Source organism: Arthrobacter gyeryongensis (assembly GCF_039543785.1).
Lineage (GTDB): Bacteria > Actinomycetota > Actinomycetes > Actinomycetales > Micrococcaceae > Arthrobacter > Arthrobacter gyeryongensis.
Window position 1 is genome coordinate 1 of sequence record NZ_BAABKK010000052.1, and the last position, 25,219, is coordinate 25,219.

Genomic DNA, 25,219 nt, shown 5'->3' on the forward strand with positions numbered 1-25,219 from the left:
TTCTTTCACCTGCTCCCAAGTGAGAGCGAAGAAGGAATTATTGCCTGTCACCGCACCCAGCGACGTTTCTCCCCAATGGTGAAGGACAGAAAAGCCATCACCCGAGAGTGCCGCGTCGTAGATGGAACGCGCCCGCGGACCGACCATGGCGGCCGTCCATTTGTCTCCTGCGGCCCCGGGGATCCAAGTACTCGGCGCGTCCATCGAGGGGAGGTCCTGGACGCTTTCCGCCTGGAATAGCGTGAAGCGGTCGGTGGGTCCCTCACGGAAACCCTCGGCCAGCAACAAAACTACTTCTTCTTGGACTGTCGGGAAGACTCGTTCGCTGAACAGCACGAGCTCGACCTTCTTGAAGTGTTCAAGAAGAAATCTACGGACAGGAGCTGCGTAGTTAACTGACAGCAGCTCGGCCGGCAACACCAGTCCCAGTCGACCGCCGCGTCGAAGGAACTGCGCGGAATGAACCACGAAGGCTGCCCAACTCGATGCGAGCTCACTCAGGTCTACCCCGGCTGCGGCAGCTGCGCTCCGTGATCTCCCGCGGGATTCGCCTGCGTGTTCCTGGTACCGGATATACGGAGGATTTCCGATCACGCAATCGTGCACCGGGTCGGGGGCGACGCTGAAAAAGTCACTAACACGAACGTGTGCTTCGATCCCCGCGTCTGCCAGGATCATCTCCGCGAAACGGGCTGAGGTCTCAAACAGTTCGACACCGGAGTAGCTCACGTTCGGGAGCTTTCGTTCCTTGGCGAACATGCCAGCGGAAAGAAGAAAGGCTGCTTCGCCGCAGGACGGTTCCAAGACTCTAGAGGTGCCATCCGTCATGGCCCAGCTAGCAATGTAGTCGGCCACCGCTGAGGGCGTGAAAAAAGCCCCACGGGCCTTCCTCAGCTCGTTCGTATCGTCTTCGCGAAGTACATCTAGCACTCCGACAGTCTTCCACAGGGGGCCGCCAATATTGGACTGTTGACCCGCGGCACACGTGGCCGGAACAGAGGACGATAGGTAGTCAGCACTCCCACGTATCGTGGCAGCATGGACAGCCAATTCATTGACCCCGACGCTCCCGACACCTTTCCGGCAGCCGTGAAAACCCGGCTGGCTGAGCTGACCCAGATGTCGGACCTCGAAGCGCTCGAAAGTGAAGCCGCGTTCATCAGCTCCTTAACCGGCTCCCGCCTCCGAGCATTCCACTTCAGCCGGCTGCTCCCCCACGAATTCGATCTCGTGCGGCTCGAGGGTCTGAGACCGTTCAGCCGAGATCTATTCACACGGCGAATCCAGCTCGCGGTTCACCACGGCCATCTCAACGATCACAGCGCTAGTACACTCATGGCCACTTCCATGTACGGAACCGATGACGGACTGCGCTCTTACTTCCAAGACCAGCTGCCGAAGAGGGAAGGGCAGGTCCATGCCTGCATAGGTTCCACGAAATTCACCACACCGTCCGACTTCGAACTCCTCCAGGGAAAATGGGGCGGCGAAGGGATCTACTTTGCGGCTGACAATCGGATGGATCCAGGCCCTCCTCAACCTGGCTTTCCTGTGCTCATCGAGCTGGCACTGCGCATCGACAACGCAATTCGCCCGATGCACTTCAACCCCCCTCTTTCATCCGTCCTGTCCCGAAAAGAGGATGAACTCTCAGGCGATGTTCGAGTGGATGCTGCCGTGGGCGCCGAAGAAATAGTCAAAATACTGAAGCCAGGAGATGCCGACTATGACCAATACGCTGGACTTGAGCAATCGTAATGCGATGATCCCCCGGTAGCGTTCGTCCCCGTCGCACGAACCCGATTCGCGAACGAGCCGCTTAACAGGAGAACCCCTTTGCGCCAACAGAAACTTCCGATACCCCTTAGGGTCATGCTTCGTCTGGAGATGGGGGCGTCGCTCACGTTTTGGCGTGTGCTTCGCGTCAGTATCGGCGCGACCCTCTACGTGGTCGCGATCATGTACCTAAGTCACGTTGTCCGGACGGGGCGTTTGGAGCTACTGCCTGATGACATGGAACCCCTTGGCCCCGGAGAAACACTGGGGGCTCTGGCAGCAGTTGCCACAGGGACCATCGCCCTCCAAGTCATGGCCCAGACGGCATATTCAAAGAAGTCGGAAACCCTTGAGGAGCATGGACACCGGAAAGTTGTGATGCTTCTGGCCCTGATGAGCTCCACCGTCAGTTTCATCCTGGCCACCATCGCCTGGCTAAGTTTGGGTGAAGGCTCCTTCGGACGATTGGCGAACGTTCTTGTAGTCACGACGCTGGCCGCGATGAACTGTTTCATCGCCTCCGACGCAGCAGGCCGCATACACCGGATCGACACCAACAACCTCGACATCCAAGTCAGCGCCGCACGGAAAGTCGTTTCTCACTACCGGCGGAAGCGGCTGCCCCCGTTGTCGGGGCTGGCGGTACGCCATTGGTTCATAGCAGGCCTCCTCGACATTCTGGCGATCACCGCTGTGATTGGAACGCTTGAGGCGATCATCATGAGCAAGTTCACTTGGGGGTCCTGGGTTGTTTCGTACGTCATAAGTGCTGTCTGGGCCGTGCTCGTGCTCGCAGCCTTTGCGGTCACCGCCGCCAGCTGGTTCAAAGACGACGTCGTGGACCGGTGGCAAGCCAGTGCGAGCTGCCTATTGCTGATTGTTGTTGCGGTACTTACGATATTGAACGTCGCTCCCCACCGAGGTGTGCTTCACATCCTGGTTCTCCTTCTACTCCCCATCGGGCTAACCTTCGCTTCCCTGAAGACGACGCGGATGCGGAATCGGTGGCTGTTGCCACCCTGGGTTCCCGGGAGTCTTGTTCGCACCCACGTGGCTCGCAGAGTCAAAGCTGCTGATGTAGAAGCCCGATCAGAATTATCAGAAATAAAACAGCGGCAGCACCGCCGCAGACCCGGGCCTACTAGAGTCCCCCACGATGCGAACTCATCCTTCGCTCCTCTAAGTGGAACTCTGACGCCACACTCATAACTGCGTCTCAGTTCGTTAGGTTATGGGCTCTCGTTTCGAGACATGGAGGCTTCGAGGCACCAAGTGCCTTCGCTGCTCAGCCGAATGCACCGGATAGTGCCAACGAGGTGACCGTCTCGACCGCACTGCTCACGGCTGCGGTGACGGCTGGACTCCCAATACGCGCGGCGATGACGCGCAGTTTGCCTGCCGTCTTCACGACGTCGCCTGTGTCGGTGGCCTCCTGCTGGGTTGTAGCCCGCAGTTCCTCGACCGCCGCCAGTAGCTCCACTCGGCCTTCGTCGTCAAGTACGTCCTTTGCAGCGGCCTGTACGGCGTCCAGGAACTTGATGGCGTCTTGGACGCTCAGCCCCTCGGTCTTGACCTTGGCCTTGTTCCCGATTGCGGTCGGCCCGTTGGCCGCTTGGATGGTGGTGTTGTACTGCGTGCCGATGTGCTGGCCCACGGCGGCGTCGACGGCGGCTTTCTTCGGCAGCTCGGCCAAAGGAGTTTCCGCGGTCAGGTCGGCGAGAACGTCGACGAGCTGAGTGCGGATCTGCCCCAGGACACCGGTGAGTACCGAGCCTGGAAGCGAGTATGACATCCCCACGATCTGCTGGAACGGGCCGAGTGAGTCATTCCAGACCGTCTGGGCGTAGGCCAGTCCCGCGTTGGTAAATGAAAGTGAGGACTTTCCTGCGAGACTTTCTAACTCCTCGACGGGCTGACGAAGCGGGAACGACTCAGGCACTCCTTTCTGCGCCTCCAGAGGCAGCTGGAGGCGATCGAAGGTCTGGCCCCTGGCCCAGGTGTTCCCGCTGATCGAGTCCACTTTGATCGGCAGCGACGGCAGCAGCCGATAGCTGGGCACGTCGACGTCCCCGTCGTATCCGTTGAGCTCGTATCGGGCCCACTGCCGCAGGGACTCGGAACCCGTCTCGGCTCCGAGCAGTAGGCACTTACGCAGGAGTCCGGCCAGAGGCTCGGATTCGTCGAGGATGCGCTCCCTCAGGGAGCTGAGCAGGGTGTTCGTCATTTTAAGGTCCTTCAGCGTGAGCGGCGCAAGGCAAGTCAAACCTGAATCTACATGGAGCCTCCGACAGTTAGGACCGGACGGCGTGGCTCGCCTCCGCCCACGACACGTTCTTCCACAGCGGAGCGAAAGAAGGTGGCCGGCCGAAGGATCTGACCTAATGGATGGTCGGCGCGTTCGCTTCATTGCGGTAGCCACCGGTATCCTCCGTGGCATGACAGCAAAAATTACCGAAGGTGAATGGACCCCCCTCGCCGGAGCAATCCCAGATAACGTGCAGCCGGACAAGGTCTACGTCATTCCCACGAGGAAGCCAGTGGATGACGACGGGGATAATATTCCGCGCTACACAGACAACGTGCGGTACCTGCCTAAGGCCGCCCGCGCCGCAGGCATCCCCGTGGAATTTTCGACTCCCGAGGGCACGCGAAAGTATCTGCAGGAGTTCAGTATCGACCCGGAGATGTGGGCGCTCGGCCTCACTCTCGTGACCGTGACCAGCGACTGGCTCATTTTCACCGTCGAGCAGTTCATCAGCCATCGCGCAAAGGCACAGGGATGGACCGACGAGGTGGTACGGGAACTGCCCCTCAAGGTGTCCATCGCCGAAACCAGCACGACACGGAATATCGAGATCGAGGGCAGCGGTGCCGACGTCCTCGAAGCTCTGCGGGTCCTCAAGCAGCAGTCCCTCGACCAGCCTGGCGATGGCCGCAGTGTCCGGAGATAAGGGTCGACGTTTCACAACGATGGTCATGCAATGGGGACCGATCCCACCATCGGGTGGACCGCGCCGAGACCGTTACCTCGACGTAAACGGGAGGGAGTCATTGCGAACCGCCGACGAGTCCTACGCGGCGGCCCTGGCGGCCCTTGGCAAGCGCGCTGATGAGATACCGGCGATGCATATGCCGTCGGTAACGGATGACGACGCGCTTCGTCGAGAAGTGCAGCGGCAGAAGCGCTCCGAGTGGCTCGACTTTTCGGCGACGGTCGACCAGGAAACGCTTAACGCGGTTGAGCCAATGATCCGGGGATCGGAGTCCGCAGCCGTAGCCGCGCTGAACTACCTCGAGGATCACGAGCTCGCGGAGGTCGCTCACACGGCAATACATCGGGCGGCCTTCATGCGACGCGGTTTGTACGGTTGTCACATCGTGTTGCGCGATGATGACGAGTTCTGGACGAACTGTTCGATCAACATGTCTCACTTGCGCGCTGGAATGTCCGCCGGGCTTATCAGCGACTTCGAGTGCTCGATTTGTGGGCGGATGGTCGAGGACTGCGACCACAACTTGGGCGAAGTTTACGACAAGACCGCCTCGCGCGACGACGAGGATTTGTGTTCGATCTGCAGGGCAACCGAGTGCGAGCACCAGGTCGGGGAGACTTACGCGACCGCGGCCTACGCGAACGCGCGCAACGTCATTCCCGAGGAAGTGTCGATGGTAGCGCGGCCGCGTTACCCGCAGGCGCGCATAGTAGAGAAGTCGATCGACTTAGGACCAGAGGATCCGCGAGTCCGCCGTGCCGCCCAGCACAATAATCTGAACTGCGACGCGTGCCTTGGCCCGTGCAAGGGCTTCAACGACATGCGGACTTGGGAGGAACGCCGGGGAAATGTGACAGAGACCGACGACGACGATTACGTGGTCGACAACCTCGGCTCCTAGCCGCGTCTCACAATCCTAAGGATTCAAGGCTTCTCGTCGACCCGGCCGCCTCGGCGGCAGCAATTCTCGTCTCCCCGTATTGCCTATACAAGGTACCGGTAGACGGTGGCACGGGAGACCCCGAGCATCCGACCGATGTCGGAGGCGCTGACTCCTTTGCCTTTCAGTTCCCTGGCCCGGGCAGCGGCAGCATCGTCCACCTTGCGTGGTCTGCCCCCATGGCGGTTGTTGGTCGCGGCCGCGGCGAGTCCTGCCCTGGTGCGCTCGATCATCGTGTCCCGCTCCAGCTGCGCGAATGCGGCCATGATCGTCAACATGGCGATACCCATCGGTCCGGTCGTGTCCAGCCCCTCGGTCAGGGACCGGAAACCCGCTCCCCGTTCCCTGATGTCCTCGATAACGTCCAGGACGTGCCGGGTGTTGCGCCCCAATCGGTCGAGCTTCCAGACTGTGAACACGTCTCCTCCTTCAATCCGGTCCAGGGCCTTGGCGAGCTGAGGACGCTCTACCGTGGATCCACTGACGCCAGTGTCGGCAAATGTCCGGACTGCGCCGGCAGCCTGGAGTGCCGTGAGCTGGAGATCAAGGTTCTGCTCCGCCGTCGAAACCCTCGCATACCCGATTACAGCCACGGCCGCCCCGCTATTCTCTTAATCCCGATCAATTTTCCGTTGTGAGACTACATGTTGTTGGACGGGTTTTGAGACAGCGAAGGTCCGTGTCGAACCGCGGAATCCCGGCACTTCCGAAACTCTCCGGGAAATGGCCCGGGCGTCTCAGCAATGGATCGTATTTGAGATGGAAGGGAGGTAACCCCAATCGACTGCCAGCCGGACCCATGTCCGGCCGAGCCCCCGCAGCGGTGACGATGGTCTGCCTGGCCCAATCGAGGACAACGGTGAACCACGCATTTGGTCTGACAAAGTTCCGCGTCGGATCCCGGTAACAGCGCGCTAGCCTGTGAGTTGACTGACAGTTCATCCTATGGTTACCGTTTTGGTTTCTGTATGAGTATCATCAAGGCATGAACCAGCGTGAGATCTACCCGAATGCTCCCTTGGTCTCGGTCTCCTTTGAACTACGGCACCCGGAGTCTGACACTCTGAGCGCGAAACAGCGATCCCTCTTCAAGGAACTGATTCGCCAGTATCTCCCGGTAATGCGAACCCAACAATCAACCGTGCAAACTGTTGAGATTGGGCCCTCCGGGCCCGTACAACATGTCAGCACTGAGGAAGTTCCTAAGTATTTTGACCGCGAGAATACGATGGCCGCTTCGCTTCTCAAAAGTTCAACAATCGTCGAGACTACGCAATACCCCGGATGGGAAAGATTCCGCGAAGTCTTAGCTGCCGTCTGCAGCGCCAGGCATGAGGTCTCCAACATTGATGGAGTAGAGCGCATAGGGCTCAGGTACATTGACGAGATACGTGTTCCCGGAACCGACATTCCGGACTGGGGAATGTACTTGAATGATTCGCTACTAGGGCCGCGATCCGCGAACGGCATCGGTCTCCCCCTCAAACAGTGGCAGGGAGTCGCCGCCTTTGGTCCTGAGAAAGGACGTTCCCTAGTCCTGCGCTACGCATCCGGCGAGGGGTTTGCTACCGATCCAAACGGAGAGCTTCGAAGAAAATCACCTTCCTATCCCGGCCCCTTCTTCCTGCTCGACGTGGACAGCTTCTGGGTTCCAGAAGCTGGCGTTCCGGAATTTTCGCCCACCCTTCTGACTTCTCAGGGAGATGCATTGCATGCCCCTGTTCGTGAGATGTTTGAGCAATTGATCACTGACCGCCTACGAAATGAGGTGTTCCGCAAATGACACAATCCGCGCAGGGTCCGACTCGATCGCAAAACTTTCCTGAGGCCCAATTTGATACCGGCACTCCCACGTCTAGTACTACTCTCAGATCTACTTCCACACCGACGCCAATTTCTGCGTTGAGGCAGACACAGACAGCTAGCTCGCTGGTGTCTCGGGTCACTACGCTCACCAAAGATGTCCGAACAACCCACGTGGAAGCGATGGGTCTGGAGTGGCGTATTCGTACGCAGAACCGCTCAACGCTTAGCGTGAAAGACTTGCTAGAACTCTTGGCAGACGCTGGTTTTGCCTGGAGAGATCTCGCCCGCATGCTCGGCGTCAGCGTGCCAGCAATCCAAAAATGGCGCAAAGGTGAGAAGTCTTCTGGAGAGAACCGGCTCAAACTGGCCGGCCTAATTGCTGCTATAGACCTGATCGCCTCCCAGTTCCATATTCAGGACATCGAATCTTGGTTTGAAATGCCCATTGTCGAAGGGGTTCCCGTCACGCCCATTGACCTTTGGGCTGCTAATCAAGCTTTTCTAGTCCTGGAGTTTGCCAGCGGGCATTTGAACCCTGAGGAAGCACTCAATCGCTTCGACCCATCTTGGCGAGAGACGTACGACTCGCAGTTCGAGACGTTTCGCGCTCAGGACGGCCAAATGTCTATCCGGCCGAAGGGTTAGCTCTGAATGTCAGAACGCGACCTTGCGGCGCCCGGCACGCGCGACGCACCCAATTGGAATAGCCTGTACCGCGCCAGAGGCGCGGATGTATCAGCCTCTCGACCAATCTTCACTGGTGACGTCTTCCGGGATACCCGGTGCTCAACCTCCGATGACGACCCGAAAAAAACAGTTCTCGTCATGCAGCATCCGTGCGCACTTCGGACGGACGGCGTGGATTTGGTACCCCGATTGTTGGTCGCGGAAGTACGCTCTTCACCGCTAATTCCGGTGGGCGAATGGAAGGGCCGTTTCAAGCTCATGCCCCTTCCTGAACTGGAGGGAGAGGGATCGAACCACTTTGCCGCTCACATGCATGAACCTTATCTCGTTGAACCCGCTGAACTCAGGACGGAGAACAGAATCGCATGCATGTCTCAGGTCGGAGTTAACCTCCTCCTGCAGCGATGGGTACACCACAACAGCCGAGTGATCGTCCCGACATTCGAGTATCAAGGTGTAACCGCGGAGCAGTTTGAGGAAGCTGACCTGATCGAAGACTGGTGCGACGATCTTGCTTCAACACCCCAGGAGATCGCTACGGAGACGGCCGCCGCGCACGAGTGGCTTCGAGGCAATTCGTCAGAAGCGGGCAAGTCATGGCAGCAACTGCTGGAGAACCCTCAAAGTCGAGGAACCGTCAGACTTGCGATGCGTAGACACGTCAAAGAACTCCTTGGTTCCCGCTAACTTTCGTGACAAAGAGGTGGGATTGCCCAACAGCATCTTGTAGAAGACGGGCATTCTAGGCATATGCCCAACAGGAGAACACCCTCGCCCTGGCTCATGGCTACGCCTCAACGAAAGACCAAAAGTGACGTCGATGGACACGCATGATTGTGTCAAGTAGTTCTGGACCCACTGTGACGGTTTGAATTGAGCCCACTTGGTGATGCTTCTGGGATTATCGTCGGTATGGTTTCTTCCGGATTGCCCGAGCTCGATGTTGCCCGTGCGCGCCGTTGGTGTGCTGAGCGGGTGCCTGCCAGGTTTAGGGATGAGGTGCGGGTGGAGTGCGATGTCGCTGCCCGTCACATCACGTTGGGACTTCCTGCTTGGTGAGTATGTTAATTTGCGCGAGTGACACTGCTGCAGGCTTATTGTCGGCAGGGACAGGGCGGATCGCTGGCGTCTGTCATGAGGGCTCGGCTGGTACGAGTCTTTCATCTGGCAGGGCAAGAAACTTCCGGCCGACGCCATCGCACCGAATCCAAAAGCCGGAGCCATCCGGCATGAGGTCATCGATCACGCCTGAGACGCTGTACATCCCCGTCTGGAACCGGATCCTGTCGCCGACCGTGAACCGAAAAGACGGATTCGTTCCAGCTTCACCTTGTCCTTCGTCAACCGGATCCTGACCGCCGGAAGACTCAGCGGGGCCGTAATTGTCCGGACTAAGCCGGCGGGCTGGTCTTCGACCTCGAAGCGCGAGAGCGTGTTCGTCCTTCTCGTAGCCAACTTCGTTCAGTATCTTTTGGACCCGGACCCGAGTAGCTTCGGCTACATTTCCTCGTTCATTGACCACGTTCGAGACGGTAGTTGCGGAGACACCTGCCAGCTCTGCAACATCGCGCAAACGCGCTTTCTTAGTTGACATTTGCATCCTGTGGTTCTCATCGGAAATCTCGTAGTAGGCCCGTCGCAACCGACCTTTCCGGTGGCCTTGGCATTGCCGGTGTGCTTCCGCAGCGAGCCCTACCATTCATTGCAATCATGCGTTGTTCCATAGGAGCGGAGGAGTCCGACGGACTTTTCGAGCTGGCTTTCCATATAGCTCGACCCTCGCGCCGTGAACATGAGATTGCGTCATCGGCAGGCTTTCTAAGTCGGAGGAACTCCTAGTCCTTTGCGCTGAAGGCCGCGTCGAAGGAGGTGTTCGAGGCGGGGTAGTCGTACTTTTTGAGGTTGGTGAGGGCTTCGGGGGCGCCGTGGAGGCGGTCCATGCCGGCGTCTTCCCATTCGATGGAGATGGGGCCGGTGTAGCCGATGGCGGTGAGGGCCCGGAAGGAGGATTCCCAGGGGACATCGCCCCGGCCGGCGGAGACGAAGTCCCAGCCGCGGCGGGGGTCGCCCCAGGGCAGGTGGGAGCCCAGGACGGTGTTCCGGCCGGTGGGGCGCAGCTTGGTGTCCTTGCAGTCCACGTGGTAGATCCGGTCTTTGAAGTCCCAGATGAAGGAGACGGGGTCGATGCCCTGCCACATGAAGTGGGACGGGTCCCAGTTCAGGCCGAACGCTTCGCGGTGGCCGATGGCTTCGAGGGTGCGGACGGTGGTCCAGTAGTCGTAGGCGATCTCGGAGGGGTGGACTTCGTGGGCGAAGCGGACCCCGTTCTCGTCGAAGACGTCCAGGATGGGGTTCCAGCGGTCCGCGAAGTCCTGGTAGCCGGCCTCGATGACTTTTTCCGGGACGGGCGGGAACATGGCGACGTATTGCCAGATGGAGGAGCCGGTGAAGCCGACGACGGTGTCCACGCCCAGGGCTTTGGCGAGCCGGGCGGTGTGTTTCATTTCCTCGGCGGCGCGCTGCCGGACGCCTTCGGGGTCCCCGTCGCCCCAGACTTTGGACCCGACGATTCCCTGGTGGCGGAAGTCGATGGGGTCATCGCAGACGGCCTGGCCCTTGAGGTGGTTGGAGATGGCCCAGACCTTGAGGTTGTACTTTTCCAGGAGGGCGAGCTTGGCTTCGACGTAGCCGGGTTCGTCCCAGCGCCAGGCGTCCAGGTGGTCGCCCGAGACGGCGATTTCCAGGCCGTCGTAGCCCCAGCCGGAGGCCAGGCGGGCGACTTCCTCGAACGGGAGGTCGGCCCACTGGCCGGTGAACAAGGTATACGGGCGGGGCATGTCAGGCTCCTTCGGTAGCAAACGACTTGTGGTCGACAACGGTCAACGTGCTCTTGTTGTTCGCTGACTCCTCGACGGCGGACAGCACGCGCTGGACCTGGAGTCCCTCTTCGAACGACGGCGACGGCGCGGACCCGCTATCGACAGCCAGGAGGAAGTCCCGGATCTGGTGCGTGAAGGTGTGTTCCCAGCCGATCACATGGCCCTGCGGCCACCAGGCATCCATGTAGGGGTGTTCGGGTTCGTTGACCAGGATCCGGCGGAAGCCCTGCTCTCGAACCGGCAGGGTCGCGTCCAGGAAGTTCAGCTCGTTGAGGTTTTCCAGGTTGAAGGTCAACGCGCCGTCAGTGCCGTAGACCTCGATCTGGAGGCTGTTCTTCTGGCCAGTTGCGACCCTCGACGCTTCGACGGAGGCGCCCATGTCCCCGGTGAGCCAGAAGGTTGCCCACGCCGTGTCGTCAACGGTCACATCTTCCATACCCTTCGGCCCAGGCCGCTGCTCAACAAAAGTCTTCAATACTCCGGAGGCCTCCAGAACGGACTGCCCGGTCAGGTACTGGATCTGGTCGATGGCGTGCGAGGCGATGTCGCCCAGCGCGCCGGAGCCCGCGGTTTCCTTACGTAGACGCCAGCTCATGGGGGATTCAGCATCGCTGAGCCAGTCCTGAAGGTACGCGGCCCGGACGTGCCGGACCGTGCCCAACCGGCCCTCGGCGATCAGGTCCTTGGCCATGGCCAGTGCCGGGACCCGCCGGTAGTTGAACCCGACCATGGACTGCACGCCGCGGGTCCGGGCGGCCCGGGCTGCGGCGGTCATGGCTTCCGCCTCGGCGATCGTGTTCGCCAAGGGTTTTTCCACGAGCACGTGCTTGCCGGCCTGGAGGGCGGCGATGGCGATTTCGGCGTGCATCCAACCGGGCGCGCAGATATCGACGATGTGGATGTCGTCCCGCTCAATGACGGACCGCCAGTCCGTGGCCGACTCGGCCCAGCCGTACTTTGCCGCTGCTTCCGCGACTGCATCGGCGTCCCGACCGACGAGGACTTTCTGCTCGATGGCCGGAACGTCGAAGAAGCTGGCCACGTTCCGCCAGGCATTCGAATGGGCCTTCCCCATGAAGGCGTAACCGATCAGGGCTACGCCGAGCCGTTTGTCTTTCACTGCTGTTTCTCCTGCCTGGGATTGGATGCTGGTAAAGAGCGTGTTGGGATTAGCTCCCTGCTTGGTGGCCTCCGGCGCCGGTCCTTGTTCATCATTCAGAGCCGCTGTTTGAGCCGGCTGTGTGGCCGTTCCAGTGGCCTCCCGATGTTCGCGCTCAGGGCACCCGATCTCCTTTCATACATTCTTTGATGTAGGCGTCGGAGGCCCGGAGGTGTTTGCTGATCTTTTCAAAGCTCCAGCCCCCGGTTCCATGGCACTTAAGGCTTGCCGCGCCTTGATATCCGACGCGGCGTAGGGTGTTGAGCATTACGTAGTGATCAAGGGTTCCGTCGAGGCGAGGGAGTTGTTGGTCAGCGGGGCCGAAGTTGAGGCCGTCCTTGCCGTGACGGTAGGCCCGGTCTATATCCCAGATGTAGTAGTAGAAGAGCCGTTTGCGTTCGGCGAGAAAGGTGATGGCCTCGCTGATGGTCTCCTGCATAACCCATAGGTGCGGGGGTGCTATGCACACTCCAAGATAGGGGTGGTCGATGTCGCGGACCAGGCGCTTGATCTGGGCCAGGGTGTCTACCCCCTCGGCCCACCGTTTGTCTTCGTTGGCGCCGGATTCGAAGTCCCGGGCGAAAGGAACCGTGAGGTGGTTCTCAACAGCTATCCGCACACCGCTGCGGGCTCCGGCTTCGACGATTGGAGGCAGGAAGGTGGAGACGAAGTCGGAATAGTTTGCCTCACAGTCAAAGATCAGGGTGTCGATGCCCAGGTCAGCGGCGAAATCGATGCGTTCGAGAATTTCGTCTTGGGTCTTGCCGTAGACAGTCAGCCCGCAGGGGGTGAGTCCGTATTTATCGAGCAATCCACGGATGGTGCCCGGGTCGTCGCCGGGGTTGACGTGATGAGCCAGCGGTGCCGCTGACGACCAGAGGTTGACTTCTTTGAAGCCGATGTCGGCGAGGTCGCGGATCGAATCCTCGAAGTCGTAGTCGTGGAACGGGACCAGTTCGGCGGCATATCTGAACATGAGATTTTCTTTCGAAGAAACTGATTTTGGGGCTACCAGATAAAGAGTGCTTTTTCGGTTTCGCGACGATCGAAGGCTTGGAAGGCTTCCTCGGCCTGGTTGATGGAGAATTCGTGGCTGATGAGCTTTTCAACCGGGACTTTCTGATCAAGGACAAGGCGGACGATTCCTTCCCAGTCACTGATGGGGAAGTACCAGCCCCCGACGACGGTGAGAAGCTTGCGTATGATCTGCTCGCTCGGGTTGATTTCGGTTGCTCGGGATTCTCCAACTAAGGCGACGGCTCCTAGCTTCGCAGCAGCATCCAGGGCAGAGTTTTGCCCGGCCGGATTGCCGGAGCAATCAATGCAGATCTCGGCCCCGCGCCCTTGGGTGAGCTCACGGACCCGTTGGAGGGCGTCGTCGGTCCCGCTGTTGATGACGACATCTGCCCCGAGCCGGCTTGCCTGTTCCAGCCGGTTGGCGATGACGTCGACGGCGATGATACGGGCGCCGAACGCCTTTCCTACAAGTACCGCGGCCAACCCCATTGGACCCATGCCGAAGACGGCGAGGGTCTTGCCGCCTGCCACTCCGAGCTGCTTTTGCACGTGGTACTGGCTGCCGAGCATGTCGGTCATGACTGCTCCGGCTCGGAAGGAGAGCTCGTCGGGGAGCTGTAGGCAGTTCCGTTCAGGCAGGACGAAGTAGTCGGCGTCGCCGCCGTGGACATCGAATCCCAGACACTTCCACTGCTTGCATAGCATCATGTAGCCGCTGAGGCAGTATTCGCAGAAGCCGCAGCCCACGGCGAGGTAGCCGGCGACGCGATCACCTTCCTTGACGTGCGTGACGGAGTCGCCGATGCGGACGACTTCGCCCGCGGCTTCGTGTCCCGGGATTACGGATCCTTGTCGGGCGCCTTCACCGCCGACAATCGGGCTGCCGTGGTAGAGGCTCATGTCGCTGCGGCAAATGGCCGAGGCGCGGGTGCGAACCAGTACGTCATGCGGGCCGAGGTCAGGGATTTTCCGCTCTTCCACGATGACTCGCTTGTCACCGGGAAGGATGACTGCTTTCATTCTCGATTCTCCATGTTCCTTATTCGATGATGCCGCGGCAGGCTTCGCCGGATTATGACCCGTTCCTAACGGTGCGGAAGCCGCAGTTGCCGCTGGAGGAGTCGGGCGTGTTGAAGGTGCGCGCGGCGACGCGGTAGCGGTTGCAGTAGGAGTCATGGCAGAGGTAGGAGCCGCCGCGCATGACGCGTCCGGCACCGATCGTGGGGCCCTGCGGATTGTCCATGGGTGACTTGCGGTAGTACTTGGGCAAGAACCAGTCGGCGCACCATTCCCAAGTGTTGCCGGCCATTTCGTAGAGCCCGTAGCTGTTGGCAGGGAAGGCCTTCACCGGCGAGGTTCCAAGGTATCCGTCTTCGCTGGTGTTTGCTCCGGGGAAGACGCCTTGCCAGATGTTGCAGTGGTGCTCTCCGCCTGGGGTGAGCTCGTCACCCCAGGCATATCGCTTGCCTTCGAGTCCCCCGCGGGCGGCGTATTCCCACTCCGCCTCCGTGGGTAGCCGCCGACCGGCCCAGGCGCAATAGGCCAGGGCGTCCAAGTGGGACACCTGCACGACCGGATGATCGGATACCTCGGTCCAGTGGGAATCCGGGCCGGAAGGATGGGCCCAGTCGGCACCGCGGACGTTGAGCCACCACGGCGCTCCCGCCGCGGTGCCCACAATGTCTCGCTCAGGGGCACGGACGAGCAGATGGAACACCGCGGAGGTGCCGTACTGCTCTGCCTCAGTCCGATACCCGGTTTCCTTGATAAAGGACGCGAACATGCTGTTGGTGACCGCTGTCGCGTCGATTCGGAAAGCATCCAGCCGCACCTTATGGACAGGTGTCTCGCCGTCGGCGGCGTAGCCCTCACCGAATGCGTCCCCCATGGAGAACACTCCTCCGGAAAGCAACACTTCGTCATGGACTAACAGGCAGGAACGAGAAGTTGGATTCTCGTCCTGAACCACGGGACGCTTTTTGGTGTCGCTTCCCGGCTTGATGGATGTGGAACAGCAGCCGACCATCATGTTTCTCCCATTTCCTAATATTCGCCCGTCACCGCTGGGCGTGGGCTCCCGTCGGCACGGGTTCCACCTTTACCCACTCGTGCGTGGCTCCTGATGTCGCGATCGCCTCATCGACGAGTGCCGCTTGATAGCCGTCGGCGAAGTCCGGCCGAATCCGGTCCCCCGTTTCCACGGCCTTCATGAGTTCGTAGGCCTCGATGATCTTGGTCTCGCCGTATCCGATGCCGAGTGCAGGAATGGGCCAGAGTGCTTCGCCGTAGGGCGTGGCCGGACCGGTATACACAGTGCGGAAGCCTCGCCGGTCTGCCGGATCATCCGCAAAGGCGACCTGGAGTTCGTCCCGGCGCTCGTAGTTGAATACCAGGGAACCACGGGTGCCGTGGATCTCAAACGTCAAGAAATTGTTCCGGCCCCAGGCATTTCGCGAGGCTTCCAGCGACCCTACTGCCCCGTTGCTGAACCTGACCAGAGTCACGGCCTCATCGTCGACGTCGACGGTCCCGCGTGGTCCCGAGGAGACTTTGGCGGTGCCGAGGGTGTCGAATCCGCCACTTTGCAGCGGGCGCTCCTTGATCCACGTCGAGACGAGGGAATTTACCTCGGCAATTTCTCCGACGAGATAGCGTGCGAGGTCGACGACGTGCGAGCCGATGTCGCCTATGGCACCGGAGCCTGCGATCTTTTTCTGGAAGCGCCAGCTCAGGGGTGAGTTGGGGTCTGCACTCCAATCCTGCAAGTAGGTGCCGCGGAAGTTTAGGATGTCACCAATGTCTCCGTTCTCGATGTACTTCCTGGCCAGCACCACGGCCGGGGTTCGTCGATAGTTGAAGGCGACGGCATTGACCACTCCTGCCCTTTCGACTGCTTCGAGCATGAGCCGTGCTTCGTCTGCCGTTGGTGCCAGGGGCTTCTCACAAATGACGTGCTTGCCCGCGTTCGCGGCGGCAATTGCGATTTCGGCGTGGAGATGATTGGGCGTGGCGATGTCGACGACGTCAATGGTGGGATCGTCGACGATCTCCTGCCAGGACGAGGAGTGCCGCTCCCAGCCGTAGCGATCGGCTGCGGTCCGGGCCAGTTCGTCGGTAGCGTCGACTACCACCTTCCGGATGGGGCGGGCGGGTGCCGGCCAGAAGAACATTGGCATTGCGGCGTAGGCCAGAGAATGGGCTTTGCCCATAAAGCCTCCGCCGATGAGGGCGATGTTTACATCACGCATTGGTAGCCTCCTGAAGGAATTTGAAATTGTCGGCGGCTGCCACGCTCGGATCACCGGGGTAGCCGTCAAGTTCCACTCCGATCCAATCGGAGTAGCCGAGGGTTGTTATCGCAGCGAGGATGGCATGAATGTCGAGATCCCCTTCCGCCAGTGGGACAAAGGTGCTCGAAGCTGCGAGGTAGTTCTTAAGATGGACGTACTTGAGCCGGTCTGCATAGCGTTCGATGATCCTGATCGGATCGCCACCTCCAGCGGCGAGATGGGCAACGTCGGCGCACAGGCCTATGGATGAGGCCGTGAAGAGGGCGTCGATCTGGTCGGGATTTTCGGCGAGGCTGCCCAGGTGCGGATGGTAGCTGGGTATGAGGCCCTCCGCCGCCGCGCGTTCCGCTACACGTTCCAGCAGCTCTGCCATAACCTGGTAGTCGGAATTGAGCCGACCGCGGGCCCTCACTCCGCCGCCTCCAATAACGAAGTGGCGGGCACCCAGGGAAGCGGCCACGTTGATGGAGCGCTCGAAACGCAGGTATTCCTCCTCGTGCGCGTCTGGATAGATGAAGTGGCCGCCCGAGTAGACACCTGCAAGAGCAAGGCCATGGGTTTCCAAGCGGCGTCCGAATGATTGCGCGTCGTCGCCCAAGGCCAACAGGTTGCCGTCGAAGATTTCGACGCCGGGAAACCCTGCTGCGGCTATGGCTTCAAGTGCGGGGTCCAAATCTCCTGGGGTGAAATAGTGTCCGGAAGCCAAATCAGTGACGGCTCCGGGGGTGCCGACAACGTCACCCCAGGCATTGACTTGGTATGCATACATGGTTTTAGTCCTTCTCTTGAGACTTTCCTTCATCGGGCGTCGACATTGCCTTCGAGCCACCAAAGGCGTCCATCGTCATCGGACCTGTGGATGGTTCCCTCCTGTTGGTCCATGAGGCGGCTGAGCTCGGCGACGACGTCGGGATGCCTCCTGCTGAGGTCATAGGACTCCCCGGCATCGGCCTCCACATCGAACAGCTGTGGCAGGGACATGGTGGCGAATCGCTCCGCTGCCCAGGTCTGTCGACGACGGTGCAGCTTCCACTTCCCTTTGCGGACTGCATTCAGTTCATATCCGTCGAAATACCAGATGGGGTCGTGTTCGGGGGCTTCCCTCCCCTCAAGGGTGTCCGCAATGATCTGGCCATCCACTGGCTTTCCGTCAGGATCCAGCCCAAGGTAGTGGCAAATGGTCGGCAGCAGGTCAACCGACGCGAGAGGCGAGTTCACAACCCCTGACCGTGGAAGCTGTCGTGGCCACGACGCCAGGAACGGGACACGCGTACCCCCTTCCCACGTCTCGAACTTCCGTCCTCGCATACCGCCCGTTGACCCCTCGAACCATGGGCCGTGGTCAGCGGTGAACACGAAAATCGTGTCCTCAAGAATGCCTCGCTCCTCAAGGGCGTCGCGTAGCACTCCGACATGATGATCGATGCTCTCAACGGTGTCCCCGTAGGGACCGCCGGCGGACCTGCCCTCAAACTCGGGGTCGGGCTCCAGAGGGTAGTGCGGAGTGTTGAAGGCGACATACGTGAAAAACGGCTGTCCCTCAGGAACGTTGTCAATGAATTCAATGGCTTCTTCGATATAGCGGCGGGTCAGGGAAGACATATCCGGACCGTCCTCCAGCACTTCCTCATTTCGATACAGGAAGTATGGTGGAGTGTCATTACTGAACGGCAGGCCGAAGTAATGGTCAAAGCCGAAACGGAGCGGACCCCTCGCCGGCATCTGTCCCACATGCCACTTGCCGAATGCTCCTGTGGCATAACCGGCTCCGGACAGGTAGGACGCGATGGTCATCTCGTCCTTATGGAGACCGGTGTCCTCGTCCGGGAACAGCACCCTGCCTACGCCGGTGCGCGCTGCCACCCGGCCCGTGAGCAGCGCCGCCCGGGCCGGTGAACATGTGGGGCCCCCGCTGTACATGGCCGTGGCACGCACTCCGTTTGCTGCAAGCTCGTCGAGCCGGGGTGTAGCGATGACTGTTCCGCCATTGCAGGAGAGGTCACCGTAGCCTAGGTCGTCGCAGATGACGATCACTACATTTGGTCGGGCATGTGATGGTCTAGTCATTTGCCCGCGCCTTCCACGACGGATGATGTGACGAAGTCGGCGACGTTCGGAGCGGACTTGAGGATGCCGAGTTTCGTCATAGTTTCGACCATCTTTTGGGTGATCTTCGTGAAGCCGCCGCCCGGCGTCAGAGAAACGGGCGAACCAGGGTCAGCAAGCGTGGAAGAGGCCAGGCAAGGCGATGGCTGGTTGTCGTAGATGATCTGAGCCTGATCCCCGGCAAGGCCGATACCCTTTTGGAGCGCGTCGATGTAGATGGCCTTGTCCTGATTGACAATGGGAGTCGCCTCGTCGACGGCTGCCAGAAACTTCTGCAATGCAGCCTTGTTGTTGCTGATATAGTCCTTCGACGCGATGAAGTTTCCGGTATCCGGAACGCCGAGGTCGGTCGATGTCGTGCCTTTCACGATCTGTGCACCGCTGGAAATGAACTTGGCGCCGACTGAGGCGAACATGAACACGGCATTAAGGTCCCCGCGGTCGAAGCCGGCCACGAGGCCAGCCGGGTCGTAGAACTCAATCTGAACATCCTTGGGAGTCATGCCCGCTTTTTCCAGGGCGATCAGCAGGAAGATGTGCGCCACTGTGTTCTGTGTGGTCGCTACCTTCTTGCCTCGAAGATCCTGAATGGAATGGATGCCGCTGTCCGGCTTGACATATAGGGCAGCCATGTCTCCGGCGTTGTTTGCGATGCTGAAGACTTGGAGCTGTGCGCCCTGCTCGTTGGCTGTAGCCATCGCGGGAACTCCGAAGTAACCCACATCTGCGCTGCCGCCCACTAGGGCGGAGATGAGGGCAGGCCCGGAATCGAACTTCGTGCCTTCAACCTTGACTCCGTGCTTCGTGAAGAGATCATGCTGGAGGGCATAGTAGAAGTTGGCCTGCAGGCCCTGTGCATAAGCAACTCGAATGGTGGGTGTCTCACCCTCTCCGGCGCCTGATCCACCGGCGGATGAACAGGCTGAAAGTCCCAGGGACAGCGTCAGGGCCGCCACCAAAGCGATGGCGTACCGACGCCGACGAAGTTTAAACATTTTCGATCTCCGTTGATTCGTGATGTGTATTGGATGTATCTAGGAAGCCGTGCCGCTGGTTGTTCTGGTTTCATTCCGGCGCGCGTTAAGCGACTTGAGGAGCGCAGCCTTGAGCTCGACGTAATCGGGCTCGCGCTGCAGGTCCTCGGCAGACTCGGCCATTGCGGCCAGTCCACTCCGGTAGACGGAGGTGATGGTTCCCGGGATGCCCGAGATGATCATGATGGTTCCGCACAAGGTGATTGCCTCGTCGACGTCGTGGGTGACCATGACCGTGGTGAGTTCGGGGGATTTCGAAACGAGGTCGCGCAGGAGCACGTACATCTCGCGGCGGGTCAGGGCATCCAGTGCGCCGAACGGTTCGTCCATGAGGAGCACCTTTGGGCGGGTGAGGAAGACCCTTGCCAGAGCTGTTCGGGCACGCATTCCGCCTGAGATCTGATACGGGAAGAGGTCCGCCGCGTCTAAGAGCCCGACCCGTTCCATGAAGTAGTCGGCTTGGGAGAGCATTTCCTGCTTGTCGTGGCCGTACGTCTTCCCGTGGCGGGCTCCGAACAGCACGTTCTGCTTCACAGTCATCCATGGGAACAAAGCCGGTTGCTGGAAGAGGTACCCGATGTCGGCGGCCGGCGCGGCGACGCTGCTCCTGCCGTCATTCCAAAGCTTCACTTCGCCACTGGTCGGATCTTCGAATCCGGCGATCAGGCGGAGCAGCGTGCTCTTGCCGACGCCGGTCGGTCCGATGACAGCGACGCTCTCGTTTGTCTTGATTTCAATGTCAATCCCGGTGAGCACCTCCCGGCGTCCTCCGCGAACAGAGTATGCCTGGGCTGCACCAGTCAAAGTGATTTTTGTATCGCCGATCACGCGTGCCGAGGTGCCGTTCATGGCGTGCTCTCCAGTGTTGTGGGGCAAGAGATTGTTTTTCCGGTTCATCGTGAAACCTGCCAATGCAACAGGCGATTCTCGAAGTAACGGAACCCGTATTCGAAGGCAACGCCGACCACTCCGATAAGGAGAATGCCCACGTAGCCGGTGTTGACGTCGAAGACCTGTGACGAATTACGGATCATGTAGCCGAGGCCCTGTGATGCGCCGATCAACTCCGCCGCGACCACAACAGCCCAGCCGACGGTTAGTGCCGTCCGCAGCCCCGCAAGGATCTGCGGTAGTGCTGGTGGAAGCACGACTTCCCTCAGGAACTGCAGCCGGCTCAGTCCATAATTGCGGGCTACAAGGTAGAAATCCTGGGGCACTGCGCGAACACCAAGAGCCGCACCGGTCGTCACGAAGAGCACCGCCGTCATGAAGATGACGAATACCTTCGACTGTTCACCGATCCCCAGCCAGATCACGACAATCGGGATCCAGGCAAGTGCCGGGATCGGCCGCAGGAACCCAATTATTGGCCCGAGCAGCCGGTCGAGGAACCGGTTGAGCCCGATGGCCAGGCCGAGCGGTACTCCGACGACGGTAGCCAGCCCCACCCCGGCAAGCGTCCTGCTGATACTCGCGAGGAAGTGCTCCCACAAGGGGGTTCCCGTGTAGCCGGACTGCACGAGCGTGACGAGCGAGTCGACGATGCCGGCTGGAGAGCCCAGATATCTAGAAGGAATCCCTAGGAATTTGCCGCCACGAGCGAGCACGAACTGCCAGAACAGCAGGGCGAGGACGATCAATATGATGGTGGGTGCAAACCTCACGAACCATGATGCAAGCTTTCGAGCGGTAGATGAATTCGCTGGCACCGGGACGGCATGACTATCTTCCCTAACGGCCCTGCGTGGAGGAGCTTCAAACTCCTTCTGCCACAACATCAGATGCACCCCTTTCCAGATCGACGGAAGACGACAGTGATGGATTTCGCAGCAGGCTGTTCCGGTCGGGGGAGAGCCGATTCAGCCAGCTGGGCGAGATTTTCTTGAACATAAGTCCAGTTTGAAGCTGGCCGATCAATAAGTCGATGGGCTGGAGGTTCTGATGCGATAATCTGTACTTATGGATCTTAAGGACATGTTGGCCTTTCGTACACTCGCGGATGAATTGCACTTCGGCAGGGCAGCCCAGCAGCTGGAAATGAGTCAGTCGGCGCTCAGCCAGAAGATCCGCAAGCTTGAGGACGAGCTGGACGTTCAACTGCTCACACGGACCAGCCGGGCCGTCGGCCTGACCCAGATCGGTGAGCTGTTCCTCCAGTCTTGCCGTCGAACTCTCTCCGAGGCGGAGCGTGCGCGGGAGACCGTACTCGACGCAAGGGACGGTCTTTTCGGCCGCCTGGTCATCGGCTGTCTCGGTGCGGCAGCCAATGGCCCGGTGCCTGAACTCATCCGGCGCCTTCTTGCGAAAGAACCGGGATGCATGGTTGAGCTTCAACATTTCCTCGATGCCGGGGCGCAGGTGCGGGCAGTCATTGCAGGGAATATCGATATCGGATTCGTACGCCCAGCCGCGCTGGACGACAAGGTTGTGGCCACACACCTTCTTGACGAATCATTCAAGGCATTCCTCCCGGAGGAACATCCCCTCGCTGCACGCACCAGCCTTAGACTTGTAGACCTGCGTGAGCAGCCGATGGTCTTCCTGCCGCGCGAGTTCAACCCCTCTTACTACGACTTGATCGTCTCGGCGTGCAGGTCCGCGGGATTCGAACCGTTGGTGAAGGGATATGCCACGAGCCTGGAGACGCAGCTGGCGCTCACAGCCGCTAACGTAGGCATCGCCCTTCTCTCGACCTTGAATGCGAACATCTCCCGCACCGGAGTCGTGGCCGTAGACATCGACCCAGATGACATAATGGCCCCCCTGTGGATGATTCACGCCCGGTGGCAGCGAAGCCGACTCGCCGATCTCTTCATAGAGGTTGCAGCTTCGTGAGCCACGGCTCCTGCACAGGGAGAAACCGGCTTGACGCTTAATTCTCGATTCTGCCGTTCTGAAATGCTTTTGCCGGATCCTGCGAATTCATGCTCATGAATTGCACACATAGGTCAGGCGGGTGGGTGCGACACGCCTGTCTTGGGATTCACGGGATCCCATTTTCTGGGATAGCAGCCAAGGGTAGTCATTCAACCCGCCAGCTGCTGGTTTTTGGTGTGGGCGAGCCGGTAGGAGTCCGTACCGGTTTCGATAATGGTTCCCTTGAACGTGAGCCGGTCAACGATCGCCGCGCAAAGCCGGGGGTCCGTGAAGGTTTTGGTCCAGCCGGAAAATGATTCGTTGGTTGCTATCGCCACGGACGCTTTCTCCTCGCGTTCGGTGAGGACCTGGAAGAGCAGTTCGGCGCCACGTTTATCCAGTTCCATGTAGCCCAGCTCGTCAACGCACAGCAGATCGACGCGGCCGTAACGGGCGATGGTCTTGGCCAGGACCTTTTCGTCTTCTGCCTCGACCAGCTCATTCACCAGCCTTGTGGCCAAGGTGTATCTGACCCTGAATCCCTTTTCCGCGGCGGCCGTACCGAGACCGATGAGCAGGTGGGACTTTCCGGTTCCCGAGTCCCCGATGAAGCACAGCGGCTGGCCTTTCCTGATCCAGTCGCCGGTCGCGAGGGTATTGATCGTGGCCTGGTTGATGTTCGGGTTGGCCTCGTAGTCGAAATCACCGAGCCATTTATCTCGCGGGAAGTTCGCCGCTTTCACTCTCCGTAATGAACTGCGCCGGTCGCGGTCATCACACTCGGCGAGCAACAACTCCGCGAGGAACCCCTGGTAGGAAAGCTGTTCTTTCCCTGCCACGGCCAGGGCTTCCTCAAGCACGGTCCTGATCGTTGGCAGGCGCAGCCGCCGGCATGCCTGTTCCACGGCCGCCATGGCGGCCTGTTCCGTCATTCCGCGTCGGCGGCGCAGCGTCTGGGAGATAACAACCGGTGGGGTCGGGCTCATGATGCGTTTCCTTCTCTGGCAGGGACGGGATCCGGGGCCGCGGCGCGGTCCGGGAACCTGAGGAGCCGGTCGTATGCTGTCATCGATGGCAGCGGCCGTTTGTCTGCGGGCAGGCCGGCGATCACTGCCGCCGGATCTGCGAAGCGCCGCTGGGTGAGGCTGAGAACACGGTGCTGAACAATTTCCGCTGGCCCGGGACCGCTCTGATCGACCGGACCCCGCACCGTGCCGCGTTCAGAGGCTGCCCGACGGGCTTCCACTGCGACGACATCGGCCGTTACTGCCCCGACCCGCAGCGCTGCAGTGATTCCGTCGACGACGTCCCGGGCGTCCATCGACCGGTGCAGGAGCAGAACATCGATCAGTTCTCTGGTCCCTGCCGCGTCGCCGTCGGTTTTCCTTACCGCTGCCCAGAACGCGTCATGGGCAGGGGTGAAAACACCCGAAGCGCGGGCCTGCGACAGGGCGGTGGATCCCGGCAGGGCACCGGGCTTGATGCGCAGTACTTCCAGATAGTGATCCAGCTGAACGCACTGGCCACCCCTGGCAACCGTGCGCGGATGGGTAGCGATCAGTGTTCTGCCGTCAAAGACCCGGATCTCGGTCGCCCGTAGTGAGACCCGCACTCTGCGGCCGATGAACCGGACCGGAACCGAATACCGGGCCGTTCTGACACTGATCAGCGCTGAGCGGTCGACCCTGGGCGTAAGCACCAGGCCCGGATCAAACCCTTCAACAGGTACCGGCGCCAGGTAAGGACGTTCAGCGGCGAAGTCCTGGCCTACGGTGTTGATCCTGTTGCCGATCCGCCGGCTGTCCTCACTTCGGTCCCACGCCCGGAGCTTCCCATTCAACTCCGCCAGGGATTCGACGGCCGGCACCGGAGTCAGGAAATTCCGCCGGAATCTGCCGACCTCTCCTTCGACCCCGCCCTTTTCATGGGCCCCGGAGATGCCAGGCTCGCAGTAAAAGGGATCAAAACCAAAATGGGACCGGAAGAGCACCCAACGCTCGTTCTCCGTCCTCTGCCGGCCGCCCCCGTAAAGGACTTTGGTCACCGCGCTGCTCAGGTTGTCGTACCGGATATGCCGCGCCGGGATCCCGCCGATCACGTCGAACGCGTCGATATGACCCTCCAGGAAAGCCTCCTGGCCACACGTCGGGTAAACCCGATGGACTGCTTTGCCGGAATGAGAGAGCCGGAAAGCGAACAGATAACACCTGGTCCGCACCCCGGCCAGGTCCACCCACACGTCCCCGAAATCAACCTCGGCCTCAGCACCGGGCGCGTGTTCCTGAGGAACGAAGACCTCCGGTCCCCGCCCGGCTCCGGCCTCAATCTCCACACGCTTCACCCGGACATAATCCCGGACAGTCGAATACGAAGCACCGGTAAATCCGTGTTCATCAGCAAGCCGGGCGAAAATCCGCCGGACCGTATGACGCTGCTTCCTGGGCGCCTGAAGGTCCTCGGACAGCATCGCATCAATCAGGATCTTGACCGGCTCCAGCTGACGGGCCACTCTCACCGGCGTTTTCCGTGGCGGCGGTTCCGCTGAATCCAACGCCAACCGCACAATCCTTCGCCCAACTCCGTGACGGCGGGCCAGCGCACGAATAGACAGTCCCTCCACCCGCGCGTCCCGGCGAATTCTGGCGAACAGCTCCACTTTTGACCCCATCCCATGCC

The 25,219-nt window shown here is 60.3% G+C and carries 25 protein-coding genes; 8 read left to right on the forward strand and 17 right to left on the reverse strand.

Features of this window, described 5'->3' with window-relative positions:
- Positions 1–930, reverse strand: a 930-nt coding sequence (locus ABEA18_RS24155) for an HsdM family class I SAM-dependent methyltransferase (protein WP_345453863.1), incomplete at its 3' end; no start/stop codon positions are given.
- 108 nt (positions 931–1,038) lie between these two features.
- Here ABEA18_RS24155 and ABEA18_RS24160 point away from each other — a divergent pair.
- On the forward strand, positions 1,039–1,758 hold the full coding sequence (locus tag ABEA18_RS24160) for a hypothetical protein (protein ID WP_264963789.1): 720 nt from the start codon (positions 1,039–1,041) through the stop codon (positions 1,756–1,758).
- Between the two features lie 114 nt (positions 1,759–1,872).
- Positions 1,873–2,985, forward strand: coding sequence for a hypothetical protein (locus ABEA18_RS24165; protein ID WP_345453873.1), 1,113 nt, complete (start codon positions 1,873–1,875; stop codon positions 2,983–2,985).
- A 76-nt stretch (positions 2,986–3,061) separates the two neighbouring features.
- Here the strand turns inward: ABEA18_RS24165 and ABEA18_RS24170 are convergent, their stop codons facing one another.
- On the reverse strand, positions 3,062–4,000 hold the full coding sequence (locus tag ABEA18_RS24170; protein ID WP_345453878.1) for an AbiTii domain-containing protein: 939 nt from the start codon (positions 3,998–4,000) through the stop codon (positions 3,062–3,064).
- 211 nt (positions 4,001–4,211) lie between these two features.
- Between ABEA18_RS24170 and ABEA18_RS24175 the strand changes: the two genes are divergently transcribed.
- Together ABEA18_RS24175 and ABEA18_RS24180 are read left to right on the forward strand one after the other, a co-directional pair.
- On the forward strand, positions 4,212–4,727 hold the full coding sequence (locus ABEA18_RS24175; protein WP_264963538.1) for a hypothetical protein: 516 nt from the start codon (positions 4,212–4,214) through the stop codon (positions 4,725–4,727).
- Positions 4,728–4,827: 100 nt separating this feature from the next.
- On the forward strand, positions 4,828–5,670 hold the full coding sequence (locus tag ABEA18_RS24180; protein WP_264963537.1) for a hypothetical protein: 843 nt from the start codon (positions 4,828–4,830) through the stop codon (positions 5,668–5,670).
- 83 nt (positions 5,671–5,753) lie between these two features.
- Here ABEA18_RS24180 and ABEA18_RS24185 read toward each other — a convergent pair whose 3' ends face one another.
- Positions 5,754–6,302 carry a recombinase family protein gene (locus ABEA18_RS24185; protein WP_264963536.1) on the reverse strand — a complete coding sequence of 183 codons (549 nt, stop codon included), beginning with the start codon at positions 6,300–6,302 and terminating at the stop codon, positions 5,754–5,756.
- Positions 6,303–6,694: 392 nt separating this feature from the next.
- Between ABEA18_RS24185 and ABEA18_RS24190 the strand changes: the two genes are divergently transcribed.
- The 3 genes from ABEA18_RS24190 to ABEA18_RS24200 all read left to right on the forward strand — a co-directional run bounded on the left by ABEA18_RS24190 (position 6,695) and on the right by ABEA18_RS24200 (position 8,889).
- Entirely contained in the window at positions 6,695–7,492 is a 798-nt protein-coding gene (locus ABEA18_RS24190; protein WP_345453887.1) for a TIGR04255 family protein, read from the forward strand.
- A gap of 194 nt (positions 7,493–7,686) precedes the next feature.
- On the forward strand, positions 7,687–8,160 hold the full coding sequence (locus ABEA18_RS24195) for a helix-turn-helix domain-containing protein (RefSeq protein WP_345453890.1): 474 nt from the start codon (positions 7,687–7,689) through the stop codon (positions 8,158–8,160).
- Positions 8,161–8,166: 6 nt separating this feature from the next.
- Positions 8,167–8,889, forward strand: a complete 723-nt coding sequence (locus tag ABEA18_RS24200) for a hypothetical protein (protein WP_345453893.1) — start codon at positions 8,167–8,169, stop codon at positions 8,887–8,889.
- A 445-nt stretch (positions 8,890–9,334) separates the two neighbouring features.
- Here the strand turns inward: ABEA18_RS24200 and ABEA18_RS24205 are convergent, their stop codons facing one another.
- The 12 genes from ABEA18_RS24205 to ABEA18_RS24260 form a co-directional block, all read right to left on the reverse strand.
- Positions 9,335–9,901, reverse strand: coding sequence for a LacI family DNA-binding transcriptional regulator (locus tag ABEA18_RS24205; RefSeq protein WP_345453896.1), 567 nt, complete (start codon positions 9,899–9,901; stop codon positions 9,335–9,337).
- Positions 9,902–10,037: 136 nt separating this feature from the next.
- Positions 10,038–11,039: a sugar phosphate isomerase/epimerase family protein gene (locus tag ABEA18_RS24210; RefSeq protein WP_345453899.1), complete on the reverse strand. Its 1,002-nt coding sequence runs from the start codon at positions 11,037–11,039 to the stop codon at positions 10,038–10,040.
- Position 11,040: 1 nt separating this feature from the next.
- Positions 11,041–12,201, reverse strand: coding sequence for a Gfo/Idh/MocA family protein (locus ABEA18_RS24215; RefSeq protein ID WP_345453902.1), 1,161 nt, complete (start codon positions 12,199–12,201; stop codon positions 11,041–11,043).
- Positions 12,202–12,355: 154 nt separating this feature from the next.
- Positions 12,356–13,216 carry a sugar phosphate isomerase/epimerase family protein gene (locus tag ABEA18_RS24220; protein ID WP_345453905.1) on the reverse strand — a complete coding sequence of 287 codons (861 nt, stop codon included), beginning with the start codon at positions 13,214–13,216 and terminating at the stop codon, positions 12,356–12,358.
- 32 nt (positions 13,217–13,248) lie between these two features.
- Entirely contained in the window at positions 13,249–14,277 is a 1,029-nt protein-coding gene (locus ABEA18_RS24225; protein WP_345453908.1) for a zinc-binding dehydrogenase, read from the reverse strand.
- 52 nt (positions 14,278–14,329) lie between these two features.
- A complete protein-coding gene (locus ABEA18_RS24230) occupies positions 14,330–15,286 on the reverse strand; it encodes a formylglycine-generating enzyme family protein (RefSeq protein WP_425550574.1) in 957 nt (318 codons plus the stop codon).
- Between the two features lie 28 nt (positions 15,287–15,314).
- A complete protein-coding gene (locus ABEA18_RS24235; protein ID WP_345453911.1) occupies positions 15,315–16,505 on the reverse strand; it encodes a levoglucosan dehydrogenase in 1,191 nt (396 codons plus the stop codon).
- Positions 16,498–17,316, reverse strand: coding sequence for a sugar phosphate isomerase/epimerase family protein (locus ABEA18_RS24240; RefSeq protein WP_345453914.1), 819 nt, complete (start codon positions 17,314–17,316; stop codon positions 16,498–16,500). Before ABEA18_RS24240 ends, ABEA18_RS24235 begins: the two co-directional genes overlap by 8 nt.
- A 29-nt stretch (positions 17,317–17,345) precedes the next feature.
- A complete protein-coding gene (locus ABEA18_RS24245; protein WP_345453917.1) occupies positions 17,346–18,614 on the reverse strand; it encodes a sulfatase-like hydrolase/transferase in 1,269 nt (422 codons plus the stop codon).
- Positions 18,611–19,648, reverse strand: a complete 1,038-nt coding sequence (locus tag ABEA18_RS24250) for an ABC transporter substrate-binding protein (protein ID WP_345453920.1) — start codon at positions 19,646–19,648, stop codon at positions 18,611–18,613. Before ABEA18_RS24250 ends, ABEA18_RS24245 begins: the two co-directional genes overlap by 4 nt.
- A gap of 39 nt (positions 19,649–19,687) precedes the next feature.
- On the reverse strand, positions 19,688–20,584 hold the full coding sequence (locus ABEA18_RS24255; RefSeq protein ID WP_345453923.1) for an ABC transporter ATP-binding protein: 897 nt from the start codon (positions 20,582–20,584) through the stop codon (positions 19,688–19,690).
- The gene (locus tag ABEA18_RS24260; RefSeq protein WP_345453926.1) at positions 20,581–21,351 is read right to left on the reverse strand and encodes an ABC transporter permease; all 771 of its coding nucleotides are present in this window, start codon (positions 21,349–21,351) and stop codon (positions 20,581–20,583) included. Before ABEA18_RS24260 ends, ABEA18_RS24255 begins: the two co-directional genes overlap by 4 nt.
- 310 nt (positions 21,352–21,661) lie before the next feature.
- Here ABEA18_RS24260 and ABEA18_RS24265 point away from each other — a divergent pair, with 310 nt between their 5' ends.
- Positions 21,662–22,522: a LysR substrate-binding domain-containing protein gene (locus tag ABEA18_RS24265; RefSeq protein WP_345453929.1), complete on the forward strand. Its 861-nt coding sequence runs from the start codon at positions 21,662–21,664 to the stop codon at positions 22,520–22,522.
- A 191-nt stretch (positions 22,523–22,713) separates the two neighbouring features.
- Here ABEA18_RS24265 and istB read toward each other — a convergent pair whose 3' ends face one another.
- Together istB and istA are read right to left on the reverse strand one after the other, a co-directional pair.
- Entirely contained in the window at positions 22,714–23,529 is an 816-nt protein-coding gene (istB, locus tag ABEA18_RS24270) for an IS21-like element helper ATPase IstB (RefSeq protein WP_345453932.1), read from the reverse strand.
- Positions 23,526–25,211: an IS21 family transposase gene (gene istA, locus ABEA18_RS24275; protein ID WP_345453935.1), complete on the reverse strand. Its 1,686-nt coding sequence runs from the start codon at positions 25,209–25,211 to the stop codon at positions 23,526–23,528. Before istA ends, istB begins: the two co-directional genes overlap by 4 nt.
- Between the last annotated feature and the right edge of the window lie 8 nt (positions 25,212–25,219).

What these genes read in the sequence shown, in the direction of transcription:
- ABEA18_RS24160 (WP_264963789.1), top strand. Translation starts at nt 1,039, where the DNA reads ATGGACAGCCAATTCATTGACCCCGACGCTCCCGACACCTTTCCGGCA.
- ABEA18_RS24165 (WP_345453873.1), top strand. Translation starts at nt 1,873, where the DNA reads ATGCTTCGTCTGGAGATGGGGGCGTCGCTCACGTTTTGGCGTGTGCTT.
- ABEA18_RS24170 (WP_345453878.1), bottom strand. Translation starts at nt 4,000, where the DNA reads ATGACGAACACCCTGCTCAGCTCCCTGAGGGAGCGCATCCTCGACGAA.
- ABEA18_RS24175 (WP_264963538.1), top strand. Translation starts at nt 4,212, where the DNA reads ATGACAGCAAAAATTACCGAAGGTGAATGGACCCCCCTCGCCGGAGCA.
- ABEA18_RS24190 (WP_345453887.1), top strand. Translation starts at nt 6,695, where the DNA reads ATGAACCAGCGTGAGATCTACCCGAATGCTCCCTTGGTCTCGGTCTCC.
- ABEA18_RS24200 (WP_345453893.1), top strand. Translation starts at nt 8,167, where the DNA reads ATGTCAGAACGCGACCTTGCGGCGCCCGGCACGCGCGACGCACCCAAT.
- ABEA18_RS24205 (WP_345453896.1), bottom strand. Translation starts at nt 9,901, where the DNA reads ATGGTAGGGCTCGCTGCGGAAGCACACCGGCAATGCCAAGGCCACCGG.
- ABEA18_RS24210 (WP_345453899.1), bottom strand. Translation starts at nt 11,039, where the DNA reads ATGCCCCGCCCGTATACCTTGTTCACCGGCCAGTGGGCCGACCTCCCG.
- ABEA18_RS24220 (WP_345453905.1), bottom strand. Translation starts at nt 13,216, where the DNA reads ATGTTCAGATATGCCGCCGAACTGGTCCCGTTCCACGACTACGACTTC.
- ABEA18_RS24225 (WP_345453908.1), bottom strand. Translation starts at nt 14,277, where the DNA reads ATGAAAGCAGTCATCCTTCCCGGTGACAAGCGAGTCATCGTGGAAGAG.
- ABEA18_RS24230 (WP_425550574.1), bottom strand. Translation starts at nt 15,286, where the DNA reads ATGATGGTCGGCTGCTGTTCCACATCCATCAAGCCGGGAAGCGACACC.
- ABEA18_RS24235 (WP_345453911.1), bottom strand. Translation starts at nt 16,505, where the DNA reads ATGCGTGATGTAAACATCGCCCTCATCGGCGGAGGCTTTATGGGCAAA.
- ABEA18_RS24240 (WP_345453914.1), bottom strand. Translation starts at nt 17,316, where the DNA reads ATGTATGCATACCAAGTCAATGCCTGGGGTGACGTTGTCGGCACCCCC.
- ABEA18_RS24245 (WP_345453917.1), bottom strand. Translation starts at nt 18,614, where the DNA reads ATGACTAGACCATCACATGCCCGACCAAATGTAGTGATCGTCATCTGC.
- ABEA18_RS24250 (WP_345453920.1), bottom strand. Translation starts at nt 19,648, where the DNA reads ATGTTTAAACTTCGTCGGCGTCGGTACGCCATCGCTTTGGTGGCGGCC.
- ABEA18_RS24255 (WP_345453923.1), bottom strand. Translation starts at nt 20,584, where the DNA reads ATGAACCGGAAAAACAATCTCTTGCCCCACAACACTGGAGAGCACGCC.
- ABEA18_RS24265 (WP_345453929.1), top strand. Translation starts at nt 21,662, where the DNA reads ATGTTGGCCTTTCGTACACTCGCGGATGAATTGCACTTCGGCAGGGCA.
- istB (WP_345453932.1), bottom strand. Translation starts at nt 23,529, where the DNA reads ATGAGCCCGACCCCACCGGTTGTTATCTCCCAGACGCTGCGCCGCCGA.
- istA (WP_345453935.1), bottom strand. Translation starts at nt 25,211, where the DNA reads ATGGGGTCAAAAGTGGAGCTGTTCGCCAGAATTCGCCGGGACGCGCGG.